This window comes from Candidatus Chloroploca sp. Khr17 (assembly GCF_004138165.1).
In the GTDB taxonomy this organism is placed as follows: Bacteria; Chloroflexota; Chloroflexia; order Chloroflexales; family Chloroflexaceae; genus Chloroploca.
Window position 1 is genome coordinate 29,861 of record NZ_RYFF01000042.1, and the last position, 16,415, is coordinate 46,275.

Sequence of the window (16,415 nt, forward strand, 5' to 3'; positions counted from 1 at the left end):
GTTGACGCAAAGGCGCAACGGCGCAACGCATTACGCTCATCGGAGTGCCGACTTATGGTCTTCCAGAAATGAATCCGGTCTCGCCCGCGCAGGCGGGCTTCGCTTCCCATAGCCGAGGGCTTCAGCCCCACGGCATCGGGCGGATAGCGGATCATTTACTGCAAAACCATCAGTCGGCGTCCGGCTCAGCCGACTGATGAGTTTTAAGAATTCCATCAGGGAGTGCCGACTTCAGTCGGCGTCCGGCTCAGCCGACTGAAGTCGGCACTCCGGTTTGCCTGATTTCATGTTTAAAAACCATACGTCGGCACTCCGAATCGAGAGTAATGCTGATCCGATCCTTTTGAACCATGTCAAGCAGCGGGGTGATCATCAAGCTTAAGCGCACCTTGTTCAAGCGTCTGCTCAGCAGAAGCTTGCATCGCTTCAGGTCGGAAATTAAGCACCAGGACTTCGCGGTTTTCGACACGGGAGGTGCCGTTTTTTTCGGCTTTCATACCTGAAAACGAGCGAACTGGCAAAATATAGTATGCTTGCGCTTGAAAGATGTCTCTGATTTCGGGGATATCATAGGAAGAAATAATCCATTTGCCCTTGATCTGTTTTAAGCTATCATACAATGCATAGTGTGAGGCCCAATCACGCATATTATGAGCATAATTACAACCATTGCCAGGATAAGGAGGGTCAACATAAAAAACGGTGGTGGGACTATCGTATTGTTTCAGACAATCACGCCAATCGAGATTCTCGATAATGACGGTACGAAGGCGTTGATGCACTGGTTCAATGCGACTACGAAGGGTCTTCAGCGCACCAAACAGACGGTTGCCATGACCACCATCACTGACACTCGTTTGAAACCGTGGATAGGCTAACTCCCCACCCCATCCTGCCATAATCAAGTAATAAAAACGATGCGCCCGCTGCACATCAGTTAGCTGGGAAGGCTCAACTGAGGCTAAACGGACATACTCGGCACGTGAGACTAATTCTAAGTCAAATGCTTCAATGAGTGCTTCCGGTTGGTACTTTACAACCCGAAAAAAGGTGATAAGATCCTCATCTTTGTCATTGAGCACTTCAACGGGGCTTGGTGGCTTCCCAAAAAGAACCCAGGAGGCACCAGCAAAGACATCGACAAAACAGGTATGGGCAGGAATCAAAGGGACGATATATTTGCGTAGTCTGGATTTACCTCCGACCCATTTGAAGGGACTATTGATTGCTTTGTAGTGATCATCACGTTCCGTCATGAAGGTATCCCTTTTTCATTTTGTCTCTAATAGAGACAATTTACCATGGATCTGCTTGCATGTCAAACCCAATGCCAACCCAACTGTTTGGAACAAAACTTCGCAGCTTGCGAATGCAACAAGGCCTTACGTTACAACAACTCGCCCACAAACTTGGTCTGACGGCACATGGCTACATCAGTGAGCTTGAAGCCGGTAAAAAGGCTCCAACGCTTGATTTTGTCCTTGGTGTAGCTCGTCTATTTAAGCTAAGCACTGATCAACTCCTGAAAGATGAGCTTGAGTTGCCTGAGCATAGCATAGCACAAACGCAACCTGACTCTTTGGCTTTTATTGAGCGCCCTCCAACTGCTGATGAAATTGAGCGGCTTCGGCTCATGTTGAGTACGTTTCAGGATGGTAGTGGTATGGTGAAAGCTGGGCCTTCAACGCTCCCCGGATGGCGTGATTTTGAACGAGTTGTCTCCACAGTCTTGCTTGGTGAAGCACCTGAGAATAAGGCTGTTTTTGATGTGCTGCTGCAAGATCGAGCGAAACCACAGCTTCGTTATGGGTTGTCTTGCAAAATGCGCAGCGAATTACATCGTGTCACACGCCCCCAACGTGATGGGCGTGTCACGATTGAAGAGTCTAATTCGGCTGGTGAATTCAAGGCTGCTATCAGAGCACAAGGGATTACGGATGCCGAATATCACTTGCGTGCTCAGGAAATAGGCCTGACTCTGTTGGAAGTTATTAAGCAACGTAAGGAACGTGCCAGCATCTACAACAATGGTACCGTCGATATTGAGCATAGCTATTACCTTGTGCTCTTGTGGAGTCGTCGTGGGAGTTATCAGTTATTTCAGTTCAGCCTCCATATGCCACAGGCTGATACGTTGCACTGGTACTATCCCCATCCAGAGTCTCGGCATCTAAATGGCGACGATGCTGATGCAAATCGCATCTTTGAATGGTATCCTGACTCTGGTGGTCAATTGAAATATTACCCTCATGCCACGGAAGCTGTCTGGCAATCGGATATCTTTCATCTTGAACCGTTGAACCATGTGAAAGGATACGGGTTAGCCGAGAAAGCTGCGACCTATTTTCCTGAGGCTTGGTATAAGGGCAAGGAGTTAGGAGATAGGAGTTAGGAAACAGGCCGAGCACATCAGGACGCGATGGACAACTCCGAAGGCTAAAGCAGCCTGAAACCTCGTCTAACGTAACGCAAGGAACAAGCATATGCTCATTACAAATGCGACCGTCGTGACATGCGATGCCGAGCAGCGGGTGATCCCTGCTGGTGCGGTCTATTATGAAGATGACTTGATCGTGGCCGTTGGTTCGATGGCTGAGCTTGAGGCGGCCTATCCTGCGGCTGAGCGGCTTGATGCGCAGGGCAAACTGGTGATGCCAGGGATGATCTGTGCGCATACCCATTTTTATGGAGCCTTCGCACGCGGTATGGCGATTCCAGGCCCCGCCCCGGCTAATTTTATGCAGGTGCTTGCGCAACTCTGGTGGAAGCTGGATCGGGCGTTGACGCTCGAAGATTGCCGGTATAGTGCGCTCGTTGGCCTGGTGGACGCGATCCGCCACGGGACAACGACGTTGATCGATCATCACGCCAGCCCGTCGGCGATTGATGGGTCGCTCGATGCGCTGGCAGAAGCGGTGACGGCGTCGGGGCTGCGCGTGGCGCTCTGTTATGAGGTGACGGATCGCAATGGGCCCGAGGGCAGCGCCGCCGGGTTGGCCGAGAATGTGCGGTTTCTGCGCCGGTTGCGTGAGCGACCCGAGGCAAAGCTTGGGGCCGCCCTGGGTTTGCACGCTTCGTTTACCCTGGATGAGGCAACGCTCACCCGTTGCGCCGAGGCAGCGCACGACCTTGAGGCGTGTGTGCATATTCATCTCGGAGAAGACCCGGCGGATCAGGCCGATAGCCTGGCGCGTTGTGGCAAACGGGTCGCCGCCCGCCTCAATGACTATGGCTTGCTTGGGCCAAAGACTTTGGCTGCCCACGCCATCCACGTTGATCAGAGCGAACTTGAGTTGCTACAGGCCACTGGCACCATGCTGAGCCATCAGCCGCGCAGCAATATGAATAACGCCGTTGGCACCGCCGCCATCGAGCAGATGCTGGCGCTGGGCTTGACCGTCGGGCTTGGCAACGATGGCTTCACGAACAACATGTTCACCGAAATCCACGCTGCCTACCTGCTGCACCGCGCCAGTAGCGGCGATCCACGCACCTTGCCAGGGGATCGCCTGCTTGACATGGCCGTCGCAACCAACGCCCGGATTGCCTCACGTTTCTTCCCGCAGGCAGTTGGCGTCCTGGCACCAGGGGCCGCCGCCGATCTGATTCTCTTGGACTACTATCCCTATACCCCACTCACCAGTGGCAACTACCCCTGGCAAATCATCTTTGGACTTGACGGCAGCCAGGTGACGCACACGATCTGTGGCGGCCAGATGCTGATGCGTGACCGCGAAATCCTCACCCTGGACGAAATTGCCCTTGCCGCCCATGCCCAGCGCCTTGCCCCGACGATCTGGGCGCGGGTCGCATCCCTATGACGGGGAGAAGTGTATGCGCCGAGGCCAGCTATGCTGGCCTCGGCGCATACAGTAACTGGTTTATCAGCTAACGCAATTCATACGTCAACTGCACCTGCGCAGTGATGACCTGCTCGCCGGGTTGGACTGGGACTGGAGCACCCATAGCTTCGCCGCGGGCACTCATCGCCATGTCGAGCATCGGGAAGGGCGAGGCCGAGCCGACGTTTTCGGTGATGACCAGCACTGTTCCGAGGGTTGCACCACTGGTACGCGCCATCTGATCAGCCCGGTCGCGCCCATCAAGAATGGCCGCATCGCGAGCCTGGGCCTGGGCCGTCTTGAGATCGCTCAGGCCAAAGTTGATCCCGTAGATGCGATTGGCCCCTGACTGCACAACCTGATCGAGCAGCGTGCCGGCATTATCGAGATCGCGGATCGTCACCATCACCATGTTGCTGACTTGATACCCTGTCACCGCACGGCCATTGGTATCATAGGTTGGTGAAATCGAGAAGCCGCTCGTCTGCAGATCTTTGTCGTCAATGCCAAGCTGTTTCATCTGATCGATGATCGCCTGGGCCTGCGCCGTATTCTGCGCCAGAGCCTCCTGGGTCGTTGGTGCGCTTGTCTCGACCCCAATCTGGACGGTTGCCATATCGGGGGCCACCCGAACTTCGCCATTGCCAATCACCGTAATCTGGCGCATCCCGGCAACTCCTGCTTGCGCCTGCGCCGGGGTTGGTTGTTGCAGACTCATCGCGGCAAAGGCTCCGCCGACAAGGGCCAACACCAGCACGGCCCCGAGTAAAACCCCAATTAGGGTTGTTGAACGTGTTTGCATGATTATTTCTCCTCTTCCATTTGAAATTCCTGGGGGCATGGGCGGCGCCGTGGGGGCACGCCGCCGCCGTGCCCCTACCGCGTAGGTGCAACGGTTGGTAGTTCGCCGGTCGGGTTTTCACAAAGCCGGAAGGCATCTCGGCTATCGACGCGGTAATCGTAGAAGACACCGGCCACATCAAAAACAACATGGTAACCCTCAACGAGCGCCTGGGTATACATCATGCCCGGCTCGGGGCACCCCAGTGAGCCATCCGACCAGACGACAGCCTCGTCGCGGATCACGACAATCGCCTCGCGCTCGGCACCTGTCCGTGCGATCACATCGGCCAGCAAGCGTTCAAGCAACTCGGCTGGCGCTTCGCCCGTGACAGGCAGGGCCGTTGGCGGCACCGGCACCGGGGTTGCTTGTGGCTGCGGTGGAAGCGTTGCCTCGGGGACGGGTGCGGCCTCGGGGATGGGCGTGGCGGTGGCTGGCTGACGCTCAACTATGGTTGGCACGCCCGGGACTGCACCGGTATCGACGCTGCCACATGCGGTGAGTACAAACAGGGCGCTCATTATCAGACCAAATAAACGCATAGCAGTCCTCTCTTTCCTATGCTTTCCTTCATAGAGTAAGACGTGATCCTACGCTGTTTCGTTCCGCTGGATGCTTGCCGAGGCGGGCATCCAGCGGATAAATCCGGTTGACAGGCCGTCCCGGCGCGGTCTGGGTGCCCGTGGGCGCAGGTATGACGTATCTTTTTGCCCCTACGAGCGGTAGATCACTCGGGAGGTAGAAAGAGGTGTTATGCTGATCCGCCTTGTGATAGCCTGGTTGTTAGGCATTGTTGTTGCTGATATGCTAACCCCATCGCTGGTGTTGATGTGGAGCATTGCGGGGGGGGCGTTGGTCGGTGTGGGTCTGTTTCATCGGCAGCCGAACTTACGCCTGATAGCCCTGCTGGCCCTGGTGGGGAGCCTGGGCGGGCTTCGCTATCAGACGGCGATCCCTCCCCCTGGGGCGGATCATGTTGCGATGCTGATTGGCCGTGGCGAGCAGACCATGATTGGCTGGGTTGCCGCTGATCCACGGCGCAGCGATGATGGGCAACGGCTTGTCTTGCAGATAGAGGCAGTCCGCGTAGGAAACGAGGCTCGTCGGGCGGAGGGCCTAGTGCAACTTACGGTGGCACCGTATCCTGCTTACCACTATGGGCAGCGTCTGTTCGTCACTGGAGCCTTGCAACAACCGCGGCTTGCCGAACGCCCAGGAAGCTTCGATTACCGCGCTTATCTGGCGCACCGAGGCATCTTTGCGATCCTCAACCAGCCAGCGAAGCTTACCGTGCTCGAGGGTGACGTAGGGGTACCCCCACTCCGCATGCTCCTGCAATTTCGCGAGCACTGCCGCCAGTTGATGATCCGCATGCTCCCTGAACCACAGGCGGCCATCGGGGTCGGCATTCTGCTAGGCATTCAATCAAGCATCCCAGACGAGACCTACACCACCTTTTCGGTGACGGGCACCAGCCACATTCTCGTCGTCTCGGGCTGGAACTTCACGATTGTTGCCACGTTGCTTGCGGGAGTCGCCACACGGCTACGCATGGGACGTGGATCTGCGCTTGGTCTCGCCCTGAGCGTCATGTGGATCTACGCCTTTTTTACCGGGGCCTCTGCGGCGGTCTTACGAGCCGCAGTCATGGCAAGCCTGGCAGCAATTGGGCGAGCGGCGGATCGTGAGCGCGAACCGTGGCACCTGCTCGCTGGCGGGTGTGGTCTGCTTACCATCGCCGACCCGCATGCCCTCTGGGATGTTGGCTTTCAACTCTCGGCGCTGGCGACGGCGAGTCTGTTTGCGTTTGCCCGACCCATTGAGCAACGTCTCGCCCGTCACCGTCCGTTTACGTGGGCAGTCTTTGCCCCGCTCAGTGAAGCCTTCACGGCCACGATGGCGGCACAGGTACTGACCTTACCCTTGATCCTCTACCAATTTGGCAACCTGAGCCTCGTTGCCCCGCTCGCCAACATTCTGCTGGTGCCGATCGTCCCGTATGCGATGGCCGCGTGCACCCTGGCCCTGCTCGCCGGATTGCTCTGGCTCCCGCTGGGGCAACTCCTTGGCCCGCTCGCGTGGCTCCCGGTCGCGTGGTTGACCGAAGGCGCGCGGGTACTTGCCATGCCCGCGTGGGCGGCGACCCAGATTCCACCCTTTCCGCTCTGGATCATGCTCGGCTACTATGGGCTTATTCTTGCAGGCTGGATGCGGCGCCTACGCAGCGTGCCTTAAGCGGATTTAGCAACCCAAAAGGCCAGCATGTGCTGGCCTTTTGGGTACAGACAAGGTTTCAGAAAGAGCCTTTGCGTGGGGCAGTTGGAGTGCCGACTTCAGTCGGCTTCCCACTCAGCTGACTGATGGTCTTCCAGAAATGAATCCGGTCTCGCCCGCGCAGGCGGGCTTCGCTTCCCCGAGCCGAGGGCTTCAGCCCCACGGCATCGGGCGGATAGCGGATCATTTCCTGCAAAACCATAAGTCGGCACTCCAAACGGTCAAGCAAGCATACCCCATGCCGAAACATGTCTAACACGCGAAGTAGATGAGCGTCTAATCCGGAACAGGATAGGGGCCGTCCCCGCGACGCAACGGCTCAATGAAATGATCGCGAAGGCGGATCCCAAGGAGCTCAATCGCTGTAGCTAGAAACGCGGGCACATTGACGGTACCCATCAAGATCACATCTTCGAGCAGTAGCGTCTCTTCATCGAGGAAACGGAGCACATGGCGAGGATTATTCCGCGAAAAGAGCTGGCTAAAGAAATCGGCCCCGCGCTCACGCCCGGTATCAAGCACCTTGAGCAAGACACTATCCATCGCCGCATGGCGATTCCATGCCCGTTCGCGGTAGAAAGGCTGCCCCGTCAAGGCCATACTCGCGGCAATTCGCGCGGACTGGCGTTGGATGCGTTGGAAGGTATACCCAGTCGAAGCCTTGGTTTGCCCTCCGGCAGTGCCAATATTGAGCACATGGGGGCTAGGTCGGCGTACCAAGGGCGCATCACTCATCGGAATAACCCCGAATTCGCAATGCTCAATCGCATAACTGGTCAAGCCAAGGCGTTCGCTGATATAGTGTTTAAGTTGGCGGTCATACTCCTCTTGCGGCACCAGCGTCGGCGAAAAATAGGTAAACTCAACCAGGGCCGTATAGGGATCAAAGGGCAGCACATAGACAAAGCGGACATCGTGCTCTTGCGGGACACGGAAATCCATAAAAGTTGGCGCTGCTGGCTCAAAAGCCGGCGCAGGCGTCCGAATGACCCAGCCCTTGAAATGCTGAAGCCAGTAGGTATAACCGGGTAGTTGGGGTTGCGGGCGCATAATGCTATTGAATGCCCAGTTCCCCTGATAGGGTTGCCCATCAACCCAGACCGTCACCCCATCGGGCTGATCTTCAATGCGATCCACCGACCCGTGCAGACGAGTAATCTGAGGCTGGGTTTGCAGCCACTGCTCGAGGAACTGATAAAAATCGAGCCCCTGGATCATCTTATAGCGATAGGGCGCAATCGCGAGACGCTGCGAATGCGTCTCACTATGAAACCAGAGATGTTCCCAACTGCGGAACACCACCGGCTCAAAGGCACCGTCGCCCACCTCCCAAAAGCACCAGGTACGGTCGTTGCGAACCTTGACTTCGCGATCAACCAGAAGGATACGGTGATTATGCAGACCTGCTTTACCAAGATGATACGCCAGGCTCAGGCCTGACGCACCACCGCCAGCGATAATAGAGTCAAAACGTTGCACAGAAGAAGCCTCATTTCAGCATCATGTCTTATCCGCCTTTACTTAGTGTAGCAAGAAACTCGATATTCGTCTTGGTCTTGGACATCCGGGTCAGCATCAACTCAGTGCCTTCGTTATCACCGAGCATACTTACCATCCGGCGCAGCGTCCAGACCTGGCGGAGAGCATCGGGCGGCAGCAACAACTCTTCGCGGCGGGTACTCGAGCGCTGAATATCGAGCGCGGGGAAGATCCGCTTCTCGGCGAGCTTGCGGTCGAGGTGCAGTTCCATATTGCCGGTGCCTTTAAACTCTTCGTAGATGACATCGTCCATGCGACTACCGGTATCAACCAGGCAGGTAGCAATAATCGTCAGCGAGCCACCGTCCTCGATATTACGTGCGGCCCCAAAGAAGCGTTTGGGCGGATAGAGCGCGACGGGATCGATGCCGCCAGAGAGGGTGCGGCCACTGGGGGGCATATCGAGGTTATAGGCGCGGGCGAGGCGGGTAATCGAGTCCATCAAAATCACCACATCCTGGCCGCCTTCCACGAGGCGTTTTGCTCGCTCGAGGGTCATCTCGGCGACCTTGGTATGATCCTCAACCGGCTCATCAAACGTCGAAGAGATCACATCGCCCTTAACCGAGCGACGCATATCAGTCACCTCTTCGGGGCGTTCGCCAATGAGGAGCACCATCAAATGGCAATCGGCATAATTGGTCGAAATGCCATTGGCGATAGCCTTGAGCAGCATCGTCTTGCCGGCTTTGGGGGGTGACACAATCAAACCACGTTGACCGCGCCCAATCGGGGCAATCAGGTCAACTAGGCGTGTATGCAACAAATTCGGCTCGGTTTCAAGCTTAATCTGCTGATTGGGGAAGATCGGAGTCAACTGATCAAACAGGGGGCGTTTGCGCGCTGTCTCGGGATCAACGCCATTGATCAATTCAACCCGGAGGAGCGAATAGAAGCGCTCGCTCTCTTTAGGAGGGCGAATCTGGCCCCAGATGCGATCACCGGTACGCAGCCCAAAACGTCGAATCTGTGATTGCGAGACATAGACATCATCCGCGCCAGGCAGCATCCGTTCGCCACGCAGAAAACCAAAGCCATCGGACACAACATCAAGAATACCATCACTAAACGTATTGCCCTGCTCTTCTGACTGAGCCTGGAGCAATTTGAAGATAAGATCCTGCTTTTTGAGACCGCTATAGCCTGTAATATCAAGCTTGCGAGCCATTTCGCGCAGATCATGCAGCGTTTTCAGCTCTAATTCACCAACGTTCACGATCGTGCTCTCCTTGGGGTTGGTCACATGCATCACATAGATTTGGTGGGAAGAAGATCGGGCGAGGATGTCGCACCATACACGAAGAGACGCAGAGGCACCGTGGCGTGAGAGCGCGCCGCGTCACCTGCGGGTGCGCCAGAGGCGCAGGGGCGATAGACCCCAACGAACAGAGTGGAGACACAAGGGCTCAAGAGCCGTAGTATGGCTCTACACATACACGTAACCAGCTACAGAGGTTATCTGATTGCACAAAAGAGCCAAGGGAAAAAGGGAACCAATGGGGGACAATCGAGGCTGCCAGTTTACCAGGATTTCGCTGGTGCATAGACAGAACAAGCATCGGGCAGTCTGATTTCTCGGGATAGTATAGCATAGGTATGCACATTGCGCAATAGGATTGTTGGGTCGTTGTATCTTTTGCGCAGCGTGGTGCAGATGTTTTAAGCAATGGATTCGCTACTTAAAACATCCGCACCGCATTGTGTAACCACCCATCGCCTTCGGCATCATAGTGTTCGGGATGGGAATCAGGCGGGGGTTGAATCAGCCGGGCAAAGGGATGCATGTGCTTGTTATGAGTCAATTGCCATTGAAGCGCGACCTGAATAAATTGCCAGGGCGGCATGGTTGCGATCAGTTGAAGATTTTCGAGCGGGGTAGCTTCTTCATCCAGGAAACGCAAGATCCGCTGAATCGGGTTATGCTCGAACATGTTAGTAAAGACCGATTTGAGTTCTTCACCATAGTGATCCATCATTTCGAGCATAATGGTATCGAGGAGGCGATAGCGGCGGGCATCTTCAGGCACATCAAAGGGATGCCCATAGTAGATGAGGGACTGGATAAGCGCGGCAGTATCTTGCTGGATGCGCACAAAGGCATACCCGGTCGTTGGCTTGACGCGCCCACCTTTGGTCCCAATGGTCATCACGCGTTCACCAATGCGCCGCGGGAAGGGCTGATCGGTTGCGGGAATGACGCCCTGTTCTTCAGCGACAATCTGATAGGCCGTGACGTCCAAGACATGCGCCAGGTATTCATGCAAGGCTTCGGCATACGCCTGATTGCTAAAGCGCTGATCAGAGAAGACGGTGAATTCGACCAGCGCACGGCGCGGTGAGAAAGGCAGAACATAGAAGAAGCGCGTTTCACCCGCCTGTGGGGTGCGAAAGTCCATCAAGGTCGCGGCGTTGGGGCGAAAGACATCGGTAGCCGTTTCGATCTCCCAGCCCTTGAAATGGAGTTGGAGGTACTGGTAACGCTCGTCATCTAGGCGTTCGCTCGGGCGGAAAATGCTATCAAAGACCCATGTGCCGGTGTAGATCTGATCACCAACAATGACCTGCGCAACCTGTGGGCCATCAATGATCTGCTCGACATGGCCTTGCAGCAAGGTCACATGTGGGCAAGCCTGCAACGCGGCGTGAACAAACTGATAGAAATCGATACCGCGGATCATCTGATAGCGATAGTTGTGCAGATCAAGTACCTGACCACGTTCATCATCAGCCAGATGCAACTGTTCCCACGACCGATAGACAATCGGTTCAAACGGGGTGGGTTGGTCAGTCCAGAAAGCCCAGGTACGGTCATTGCGCTGCTTGTTGCCTTTGTCAATGACCAGGATCGAGGAGTCACGCAGGGGGCTGTTGATCAACTGGTAGGCAAGGCTCAGCCCGGCTGCCCCACCGCCCGCAATAATGAAGTCATAGTGTGTCATATGCCAATGCTCCTCACACGTTTTGCGCTGATCGCCACAAGGTCATGATACTACATAGGCACCCCTCTATGCCTTGAGTCTCAGGGCTGATTAGCGACCAGGTGATCGTCTTAGACGCAATACCTTGCAAAGAAGACGGTTTTTTTGACGCAAAGGCGCAAAGGTGCAATTGACGCAAAGGCGCAAAGGCGCGAAGGCGTAACGTTATTGGAGACAACGGGGCACCCGCAAGGGGTGCCCTTGCGGATGCCTTGGCGGGGTGCATACCCGGAAGATGCAATCGCCCTGACAGAACAGGTCAAACCCCTCCACAGAACAGGTGAAACCAGGGTACAATAAAGATATGGGACAGAAGGGAGAGAGAAAAATGACCTTGAATAATGCAAGCTTTCCCATTGTCGAGGCTCGTAATCTGAATGGACGAACGCTCACACTTCCCGCAGGTTTTGGCGGCGAGCGCAACCTGGCGCTGGTTGCCTTTCAGCGTTGGCATCAGGTACAGGTTGATTCCTGGTTTCCTTATCTTGATCAGCAAATGGCTACTTACCCTGGTTTGCGTGTCTATGAGTTGCCGATTATTAGCAACTTTTATAACCTTGCCCGCCCCTTTATTGATGGGGGCATGGCTTCCACGATTGCCAATGCAGTGGTTCGTGATCGTACCCTGACGGTCTATACCGACGTCAACCGGGTTCGTTCGGCGCTGCAGATCAAGTCAACAGCGTCAATTACGCTGTTGCTGGTTAACCGCGAGGGCGCAATCTTCTGGCGCGAGAGTGGGGCGTATAGCCCAGCCCGTGCTGCGGCCCTCGAGCGTGCCTTAGCGTAGGCTTTCTTTTGCTGAAAAAGCCAGCTTTGCTGGCTTTTTCAGCAAAAATGATGAAGGGTATGAGGGCAAGCACACCTACCACAAGGCGACGCGTGCGATGGCGATGTCGGCATGAAACTGACGCCCGTAGGCGACGATGCCGAGGCGGGTGAGGGCACCGGGGTTGAGGGGCGTTTCGAGCCATTTGGGGGTAAAGGCCGTGAAGGGCAGTTCGACCAGGTGCCACTGTGCGAGGGCGCGAAACTCGGCCCAGTAGAATTGTTGTGGCCGACGGCAGGCAGTGGTGCGCAGGTGAACCCGGTAGGTTTCGCCGTTGCCCCACACGCTCAGACGTATGCCCGTATATGCCTGTGCATCAAGCGGGTGCCCGGTTGCGTCAAGGGGCAAGGCCATCTGTACAAAGCCGCCCTGGTTTTCGAGGCGAACTTCGCCGCGTAAACGGAGACAGCGCTGTCCTTCGATGGTGTCAATGGTGACCTCTTCCCGCGAGAGGCCGCCCATGACGCGATCACTAAACCCGCGCCATTGACCGGGTGCCGCCGGATCTTGCAGGTCGCTGAGAAGGTGTGGAGTTGATTTCAATTGGGCCTTCCTTTGTCGTGCTAATCTTCCTCGAAACCAGCCTGTTCAAACTTCAGCAACTTCAGCGTCCGACTGTTTTCGGTGACGGTGCGCACGACGTGATGTGGTGCCAACGTCGGGTTCGCGGGTGAAGAGTTGACGTACGTAGCGTACCACACAACCTGCGCCGGTGACATCGCGGTCGCGTTCATCGGCGATGCCGGTCGCGAAAGCGTCGCCCTTCGGCGCATTCTGCCGGTGGCACTTCGACCAAAGCTAGGATAAAGGCGTCGGGCTTGTTGAGCGCGGTCAGGCTCTCGTTCTTGGCGACGATCACGCTCGTGGCACTGTGGATGCGGCCTTTGACCTCGATGAAGCGCAGCCGGCCCTCGGCAGGGAACGCGGGACTCGATGCCATCGCCACACTGCCTCTTCCTGAAATTGGAGCTCAACGACAGGCTGATTCCAGTAGATGATCTCCTTGGTCAGGCGCTCCTGGGCGTCCATCAGCGTCTTGGTGACGAGCTCCTCTTTCCGACGGCGCACTTCACAAAGTGAAGCGGCACCAACGCACTGATGGCGTGCACGGGTGTAACGATACACATCCCTCACCGGCGAAAAGGCTATGGTATAGTGAAATAAGATACAATTTATTCCTTTGCCATAAACATTAATGGACAATCGTCAATCAGCACGCGCCTCTGCGCCCAGCAATGTGCCGACAGGGTTCCCCCCTGCCTCACTTGCCGAGTTAACCCATCTCAATACGTCCGATATATTGGCCGCGTTTGGAGTACAACGGGAGTGGCCGTTGCGTGGCCTGTTCGAAATCCTCTGTCGCCCTACGGCACAGCGCTTTGCCTGCGAAGTCGCGGCGCTCGACCAACTGGTGGGTTCCGCCGGTCTGGTGGCTGGTGGGGCCTGGATGGTTGGTCGGTGGGCCGAACGGTTCACGGTGCTGGGCGATCCGTTGCCTGATGGGCCGTTGTTGCTGGTGGCGAACCATCCCGGGATGCTTGATGCGATGGCGCTCTTTGCCGGGATTCAGCGTGAAGACCTGCGCGTGCCGGCGATTACCCGGCCCTTCCTGCGCTGCTTGCCAAACATCAGGTCGGTCTTGATCCCGGTGGGTGGGCAACCGGGCGAGCGGGTGGCAGTGTTGCGCACAGCGGCGCGGCATATGCGGGAGGGTGGGGCGATCCTGACCTTTCCCGCCGGTCGGATTGAGCCTGATCCGCTGATTGATGCACGTGCAATCACGGATCTAGCCCACTGGTCGGCAAGCGTTGGCCTCTTTGCGCGTCTGGGTGGTCAGATTCCGGTTGTGCCGGTGATTGTGGGTGGTGTGATTGCCCCTGAAGCGCTGCGGCATCCGATCGTTCGTTTGCGCCGTCGTCCCGAGGATCAGCGCTGGCTTGCCGCGATCTGGCAGTTGTTGCGCCCACAACTGAGGCGGGTACATGTGCGTGTTAGCTTTGGGCGTCCATTGTCAGCGACGCTTCCCGACCTTGGTGCTGCCGTACAGTCCGAGGCGCGCCGTCTCATCGAAGGGTTGCGTCAAGCATGAAGCATGTTCTTGCCCGTCTTCGGCGTGGCTCGCCCCTGGCAATTGTGTTCGCTTCTGTTTTTATCGATATGTTGGGCTACGGCATGATTGTGCCGCTGCTGCCGTTTCTGGTGCGTGAATATTCGGCAAGTGCGCTGCTGGTTGGTCTGCTTAGTGCGCTCTATGCGCTGATGCAGCTTTTTATGGCCCCTCTGCTTGGGGCCGTTTCCGATCGCATCGGGCGTCGTCCGGTGCTGATTGGCTGTATCGCTGGCTCGGGTGTGGCCTACCTGTTGCTCGGGCTGTCGGATACGCTGGGGTTGCTCTTTCTGGCGATTGGCCTGGGCGGCATGGCCGGCGCGAGTATTCCAACGGCTCAGGCCTATATTGCCGATACGACCAAGCCGGAGGATCGGGCGCGTGGGTTGGGGTTGATCGGGGCTGCTTTCGGGTTGGGTCTTATGCTGGGTCCGGCCCTGGGTGGGCTTTTGAGTAGCTACGGTCTCGCAGTGCCGGCCCTGGCTGCGGCGGCGTTTGCGGCCCTCAATACCCTCTATGCTCTGATCGTTTTGCCCGAGTCGCTCCCACCCGAGCGACGGAGCCATCAGCCGTTGCACTTGCTCAACTTGACTGCGCAACTGGCCGAGGCGCTGACCCTGCGCCGGATCAGGTTGCTGCTGGTGGCGATCTTTTTGCTGAACCTGGCCTTTGCCGGGTTGCAGAGCAACTTTCCGCTGTTCAGTACGGTACGCTTCGGCTGGGACGTGCTGCAGAACGGAATCTTCTTTGCGTTTGTCGGTGTGTGTGCCGTCGTGACGCAGGGCTTTCTGATCGGTAAACTTCAGCCGGTGTGGGGGGAGGCGCCGCTGGTGCTGGCAGGGTTGGGGTTAATGACCATCGGGTTGCTGTTGATCGCGCTGGCACCGCAGGCCTGGTTGCTCTATCCGCTGGTGGGCATCATGGCGGTCGGGTTGGGTTTGGCCATCCCCTCGTTGTCCGCGCTGGTCTCACAGCGCGCCGGTGAACAGCGCCAGGGGGCGGTGATGGGCGGTACCCAGGCACTCTTGAGCCTGACCCTGATCATCGGGCCGCTGCTGGCAGGGTTGGCGTTTGATCTGGCCGGGCCAGGTGCCCCGTATCTGCTCGGCAGTGGGTTGGCCGGCCTGGCGTTCCTTGTCGCAGCAGCCACGTTGCGCCCGCTGCGGTCTTCAAGGGAACAGGCCGCTTCGAAAGGCTAGACTAGGAAATAGGAAATAGGAAATAGGAAATAGGAAATAGCTGAGCGCATCAAACCTTTGCGCCTCCGCGCCTTTGCGTCAAACTACGGCTGTTTTTTGTCAGAAAGCCCATAGATGAAATGAGGACCCCCCATGCTTGAGAGTTTGCGAGCTAGTGTGAAGATTGTTGCCAGCGCCACGCTTCCGACCCGTTATGGCATGTTTCAGATGCATGTGTATGTTGACGATAGTGGGTTGGAGCATGTCGCGCTGGTCGTCGGTGATCTCGCCGGTTCCGCACCGGTGCTGGTACGGTTGCACTCTGAGTGTCTGACCGGCGACGTATTTGGGTCGCAACGTTGTGATTGCGGCGAGCAGTTGCAGCAGAGCATGAGCGAACTCCAGGCGGCGCAGCGGGGGGTGTTACTCTATCTGCGTCAGGAGGGGCGTGGCATCGGGTTGGTGAATAAGATTCGTGCGTATGCGCTGCAAGATGCCGATGGTCTGGATACAGTTGATGCCAATCGGGCCCTGGGGTTGCCTGACGATATGCGCGAGTATAGTCGGGCCGCCGCCATTCTGGCCGACCTCGGTGTGGAGCGGGTGGCGCTGATGACCAATAATCCGTTGAAGATCCAGGATCTGCAACAGCACGGGATCGTTGTTGTCGAGCGTTGTGCGGCACACGTGCCGCCGAATGTCCACAACCAGCCCTATCTTCAGACCAAACGCGAACGCATGGGGCATTTGATGTGACGGCTCCCAGGGCTAAAGCACCTGGGCTTCAGAGTGTGCCGCCCCACACTCATCAAGCTACGATCTAAGGT

15 protein-coding genes are annotated in these 16,415 nt (G+C 56.8%); 7 read left to right on the forward strand and 8 right to left on the reverse strand.

Annotated elements, in window-relative coordinates:
* Window positions 1-353: 353 nt before the first annotated feature.
* Window positions 354-1,256, reverse strand: coding sequence for a DNA adenine methylase (locus EKD05_RS19630; RefSeq protein WP_129676268.1), 903 nt, complete (start codon window positions 1,254-1,256; stop codon window positions 354-356).
* Window positions 1,257-1,315: 59 nt separating this feature from the next.
* Here EKD05_RS19630 and EKD05_RS19635 point away from each other — a divergent pair, with 59 nt between their 5' ends.
* Window positions 1,316-2,392, forward strand: a complete 1,077-nt coding sequence (locus EKD05_RS19635; protein WP_129676271.1) for a helix-turn-helix domain-containing protein — start codon at window positions 1,316-1,318, stop codon at window positions 2,390-2,392.
* Window positions 2,393-2,483: 91 nt separating this feature from the next.
* Window positions 2,484-3,821 carry a putative aminohydrolase SsnA gene (ssnA, locus tag EKD05_RS19640; RefSeq protein WP_129676274.1) on the forward strand — a complete coding sequence of 446 codons (1,338 nt, stop codon included), beginning with the start codon at window positions 2,484-2,486 and terminating at the stop codon, window positions 3,819-3,821.
* A 67-nt stretch (window positions 3,822-3,888) separates the two neighbouring features.
* On the opposite strand, the gene EKD05_RS19645 is transcribed toward ssnA, so the two are convergent.
* Together EKD05_RS19645 and EKD05_RS19650 are read right to left on the reverse strand one after the other, a co-directional pair.
* Entirely contained in the window at window positions 3,889-4,644 is a 756-nt protein-coding gene (locus EKD05_RS19645) for an SIMPL domain-containing protein (RefSeq protein WP_129676277.1), read from the reverse strand.
* 74 nt (window positions 4,645-4,718) lie between these two features.
* Window positions 4,719-5,225 carry a hypothetical protein gene (locus tag EKD05_RS19650; protein ID WP_129676280.1) on the reverse strand — a complete coding sequence of 169 codons (507 nt, stop codon included), beginning with the start codon at window positions 5,223-5,225 and terminating at the stop codon, window positions 4,719-4,721.
* 211 nt (window positions 5,226-5,436) lie between these two features.
* Between EKD05_RS19650 and EKD05_RS19655 the strand changes: the two genes are divergently transcribed.
* Window positions 5,437-6,918, forward strand: a complete 1,482-nt coding sequence (locus EKD05_RS19655; protein ID WP_129676283.1) for a ComEC/Rec2 family competence protein — start codon at window positions 5,437-5,439, stop codon at window positions 6,916-6,918.
* A 315-nt stretch (window positions 6,919-7,233) separates the two neighbouring features.
* Here the strand turns inward: EKD05_RS19655 and EKD05_RS19660 are convergent, their stop codons facing one another.
* The 3 genes from EKD05_RS19660 to EKD05_RS19670 all read right to left on the reverse strand — a co-directional run bounded on the left by EKD05_RS19660 (window position 7,234) and on the right by EKD05_RS19670 (window position 11,435).
* The gene (locus tag EKD05_RS19660) at window positions 7,234-8,436 is read right to left on the reverse strand and encodes a lycopene cyclase family protein (RefSeq protein ID WP_129676286.1); all 1,203 of its coding nucleotides are present in this window, start codon (window positions 8,434-8,436) and stop codon (window positions 7,234-7,236) included.
* Between the two features lie 28 nt (window positions 8,437-8,464).
* Window positions 8,465-9,712, reverse strand: coding sequence for a transcription termination factor Rho (gene rho / locus EKD05_RS19665; RefSeq protein WP_129676289.1), 1,248 nt, complete (start codon window positions 9,710-9,712; stop codon window positions 8,465-8,467).
* A gap of 463 nt (window positions 9,713-10,175) precedes the next feature.
* Complete coding sequence (locus tag EKD05_RS19670) at window positions 10,176-11,435, reverse strand: lycopene cyclase family protein (protein ID WP_129676292.1); 1,260 nt, start codon at window positions 11,433-11,435, stop codon at window positions 10,176-10,178.
* Between the two features lie 367 nt (window positions 11,436-11,802).
* Here EKD05_RS19670 and EKD05_RS19675 point away from each other — a divergent pair, with 367 nt between their 5' ends.
* Window positions 11,803-12,264 (forward strand): hypothetical protein, encoded by a 462-nt coding sequence (locus tag EKD05_RS19675; RefSeq protein ID WP_129676295.1) that lies wholly within the window; start codon window positions 11,803-11,805, stop codon window positions 12,262-12,264.
* 75 nt (window positions 12,265-12,339) lie between these two features.
* On the opposite strand, the gene EKD05_RS19680 is transcribed toward EKD05_RS19675, so the two are convergent.
* Entirely contained in the window at window positions 12,340-12,846 is a 507-nt protein-coding gene (locus EKD05_RS19680) for a CIA30 family protein (protein ID WP_129676298.1), read from the reverse strand.
* Window positions 12,847-13,033: 187 nt separating this feature from the next.
* Window positions 13,034-13,243: a DUF3883 domain-containing protein gene (locus EKD05_RS26845; protein WP_240695866.1), complete on the reverse strand. Its 210-nt coding sequence runs from the start codon at window positions 13,241-13,243 to the stop codon at window positions 13,034-13,036.
* 255 nt (window positions 13,244-13,498) lie between these two features.
* Here EKD05_RS26845 and EKD05_RS19690 point away from each other — a divergent pair, with 255 nt between their 5' ends.
* From EKD05_RS19690 to ribA, 3 genes are all read left to right on the forward strand, one after another.
* On the forward strand, window positions 13,499-14,392 hold the full coding sequence (locus EKD05_RS19690; protein WP_129676301.1) for a 1-acyl-sn-glycerol-3-phosphate acyltransferase: 894 nt from the start codon (window positions 13,499-13,501) through the stop codon (window positions 14,390-14,392).
* Window positions 14,389-15,609, forward strand: a complete 1,221-nt coding sequence (locus EKD05_RS19695) for an MFS transporter (RefSeq protein WP_129676303.1) — start codon at window positions 14,389-14,391, stop codon at window positions 15,607-15,609. Before EKD05_RS19690 ends, EKD05_RS19695 begins: the two co-directional genes overlap by 4 nt.
* A 132-nt stretch (window positions 15,610-15,741) precedes the next feature.
* The gene (gene ribA, locus EKD05_RS19700) at window positions 15,742-16,344 is read left to right on the forward strand and encodes a GTP cyclohydrolase II (RefSeq protein ID WP_129676306.1); all 603 of its coding nucleotides are present in this window, start codon (window positions 15,742-15,744) and stop codon (window positions 16,342-16,344) included.
* Window positions 16,345-16,415 lie beyond the last annotated feature (71 nt).

Bases quoted from the DNA above. Each gene is read 5' to 3' on its own strand.
- EKD05_RS19630 (WP_129676268.1), bottom strand. From the start codon at position 1,256: ATGACGGAACGTGATGATCACTACAAAGCAATCAATAGTCCCTTCAAA.
- EKD05_RS19635 (WP_129676271.1), top strand. From the start codon at position 1,316: ATGTCAAACCCAATGCCAACCCAACTGTTTGGAACAAAACTTCGCAGC.
- ssnA (WP_129676274.1), top strand. From the start codon at position 2,484: ATGCTCATTACAAATGCGACCGTCGTGACATGCGATGCCGAGCAGCGG.
- EKD05_RS19645 (WP_129676277.1), bottom strand. From the start codon at position 4,644: ATGCAAACACGTTCAACAACCCTAATTGGGGTTTTACTCGGGGCCGTG.
- EKD05_RS19650 (WP_129676280.1), bottom strand. From the start codon at position 5,225: ATGCGTTTATTTGGTCTGATAATGAGCGCCCTGTTTGTACTCACCGCA.
- EKD05_RS19655 (WP_129676283.1), top strand. From the start codon at position 5,437: ATGCTGATCCGCCTTGTGATAGCCTGGTTGTTAGGCATTGTTGTTGCT.
- EKD05_RS19670 (WP_129676292.1), bottom strand. From the start codon at position 11,435: ATGACACACTATGACTTCATTATTGCGGGCGGTGGGGCAGCCGGGCTG.
- EKD05_RS19675 (WP_129676295.1), top strand. From the start codon at position 11,803: ATGACCTTGAATAATGCAAGCTTTCCCATTGTCGAGGCTCGTAATCTG.
- EKD05_RS26845 (WP_240695866.1), bottom strand. From the start codon at position 13,243: ATGGCATCGAGTCCCGCGTTCCCTGCCGAGGGCCGGCTGCGCTTCATC.
- EKD05_RS19690 (WP_129676301.1), top strand. From the start codon at position 13,499: ATGGACAATCGTCAATCAGCACGCGCCTCTGCGCCCAGCAATGTGCCG.
- EKD05_RS19695 (WP_129676303.1), top strand. From the start codon at position 14,389: ATGAAGCATGTTCTTGCCCGTCTTCGGCGTGGCTCGCCCCTGGCAATT.
- ribA (WP_129676306.1), top strand. From the start codon at position 15,742: ATGCTTGAGAGTTTGCGAGCTAGTGTGAAGATTGTTGCCAGCGCCACG.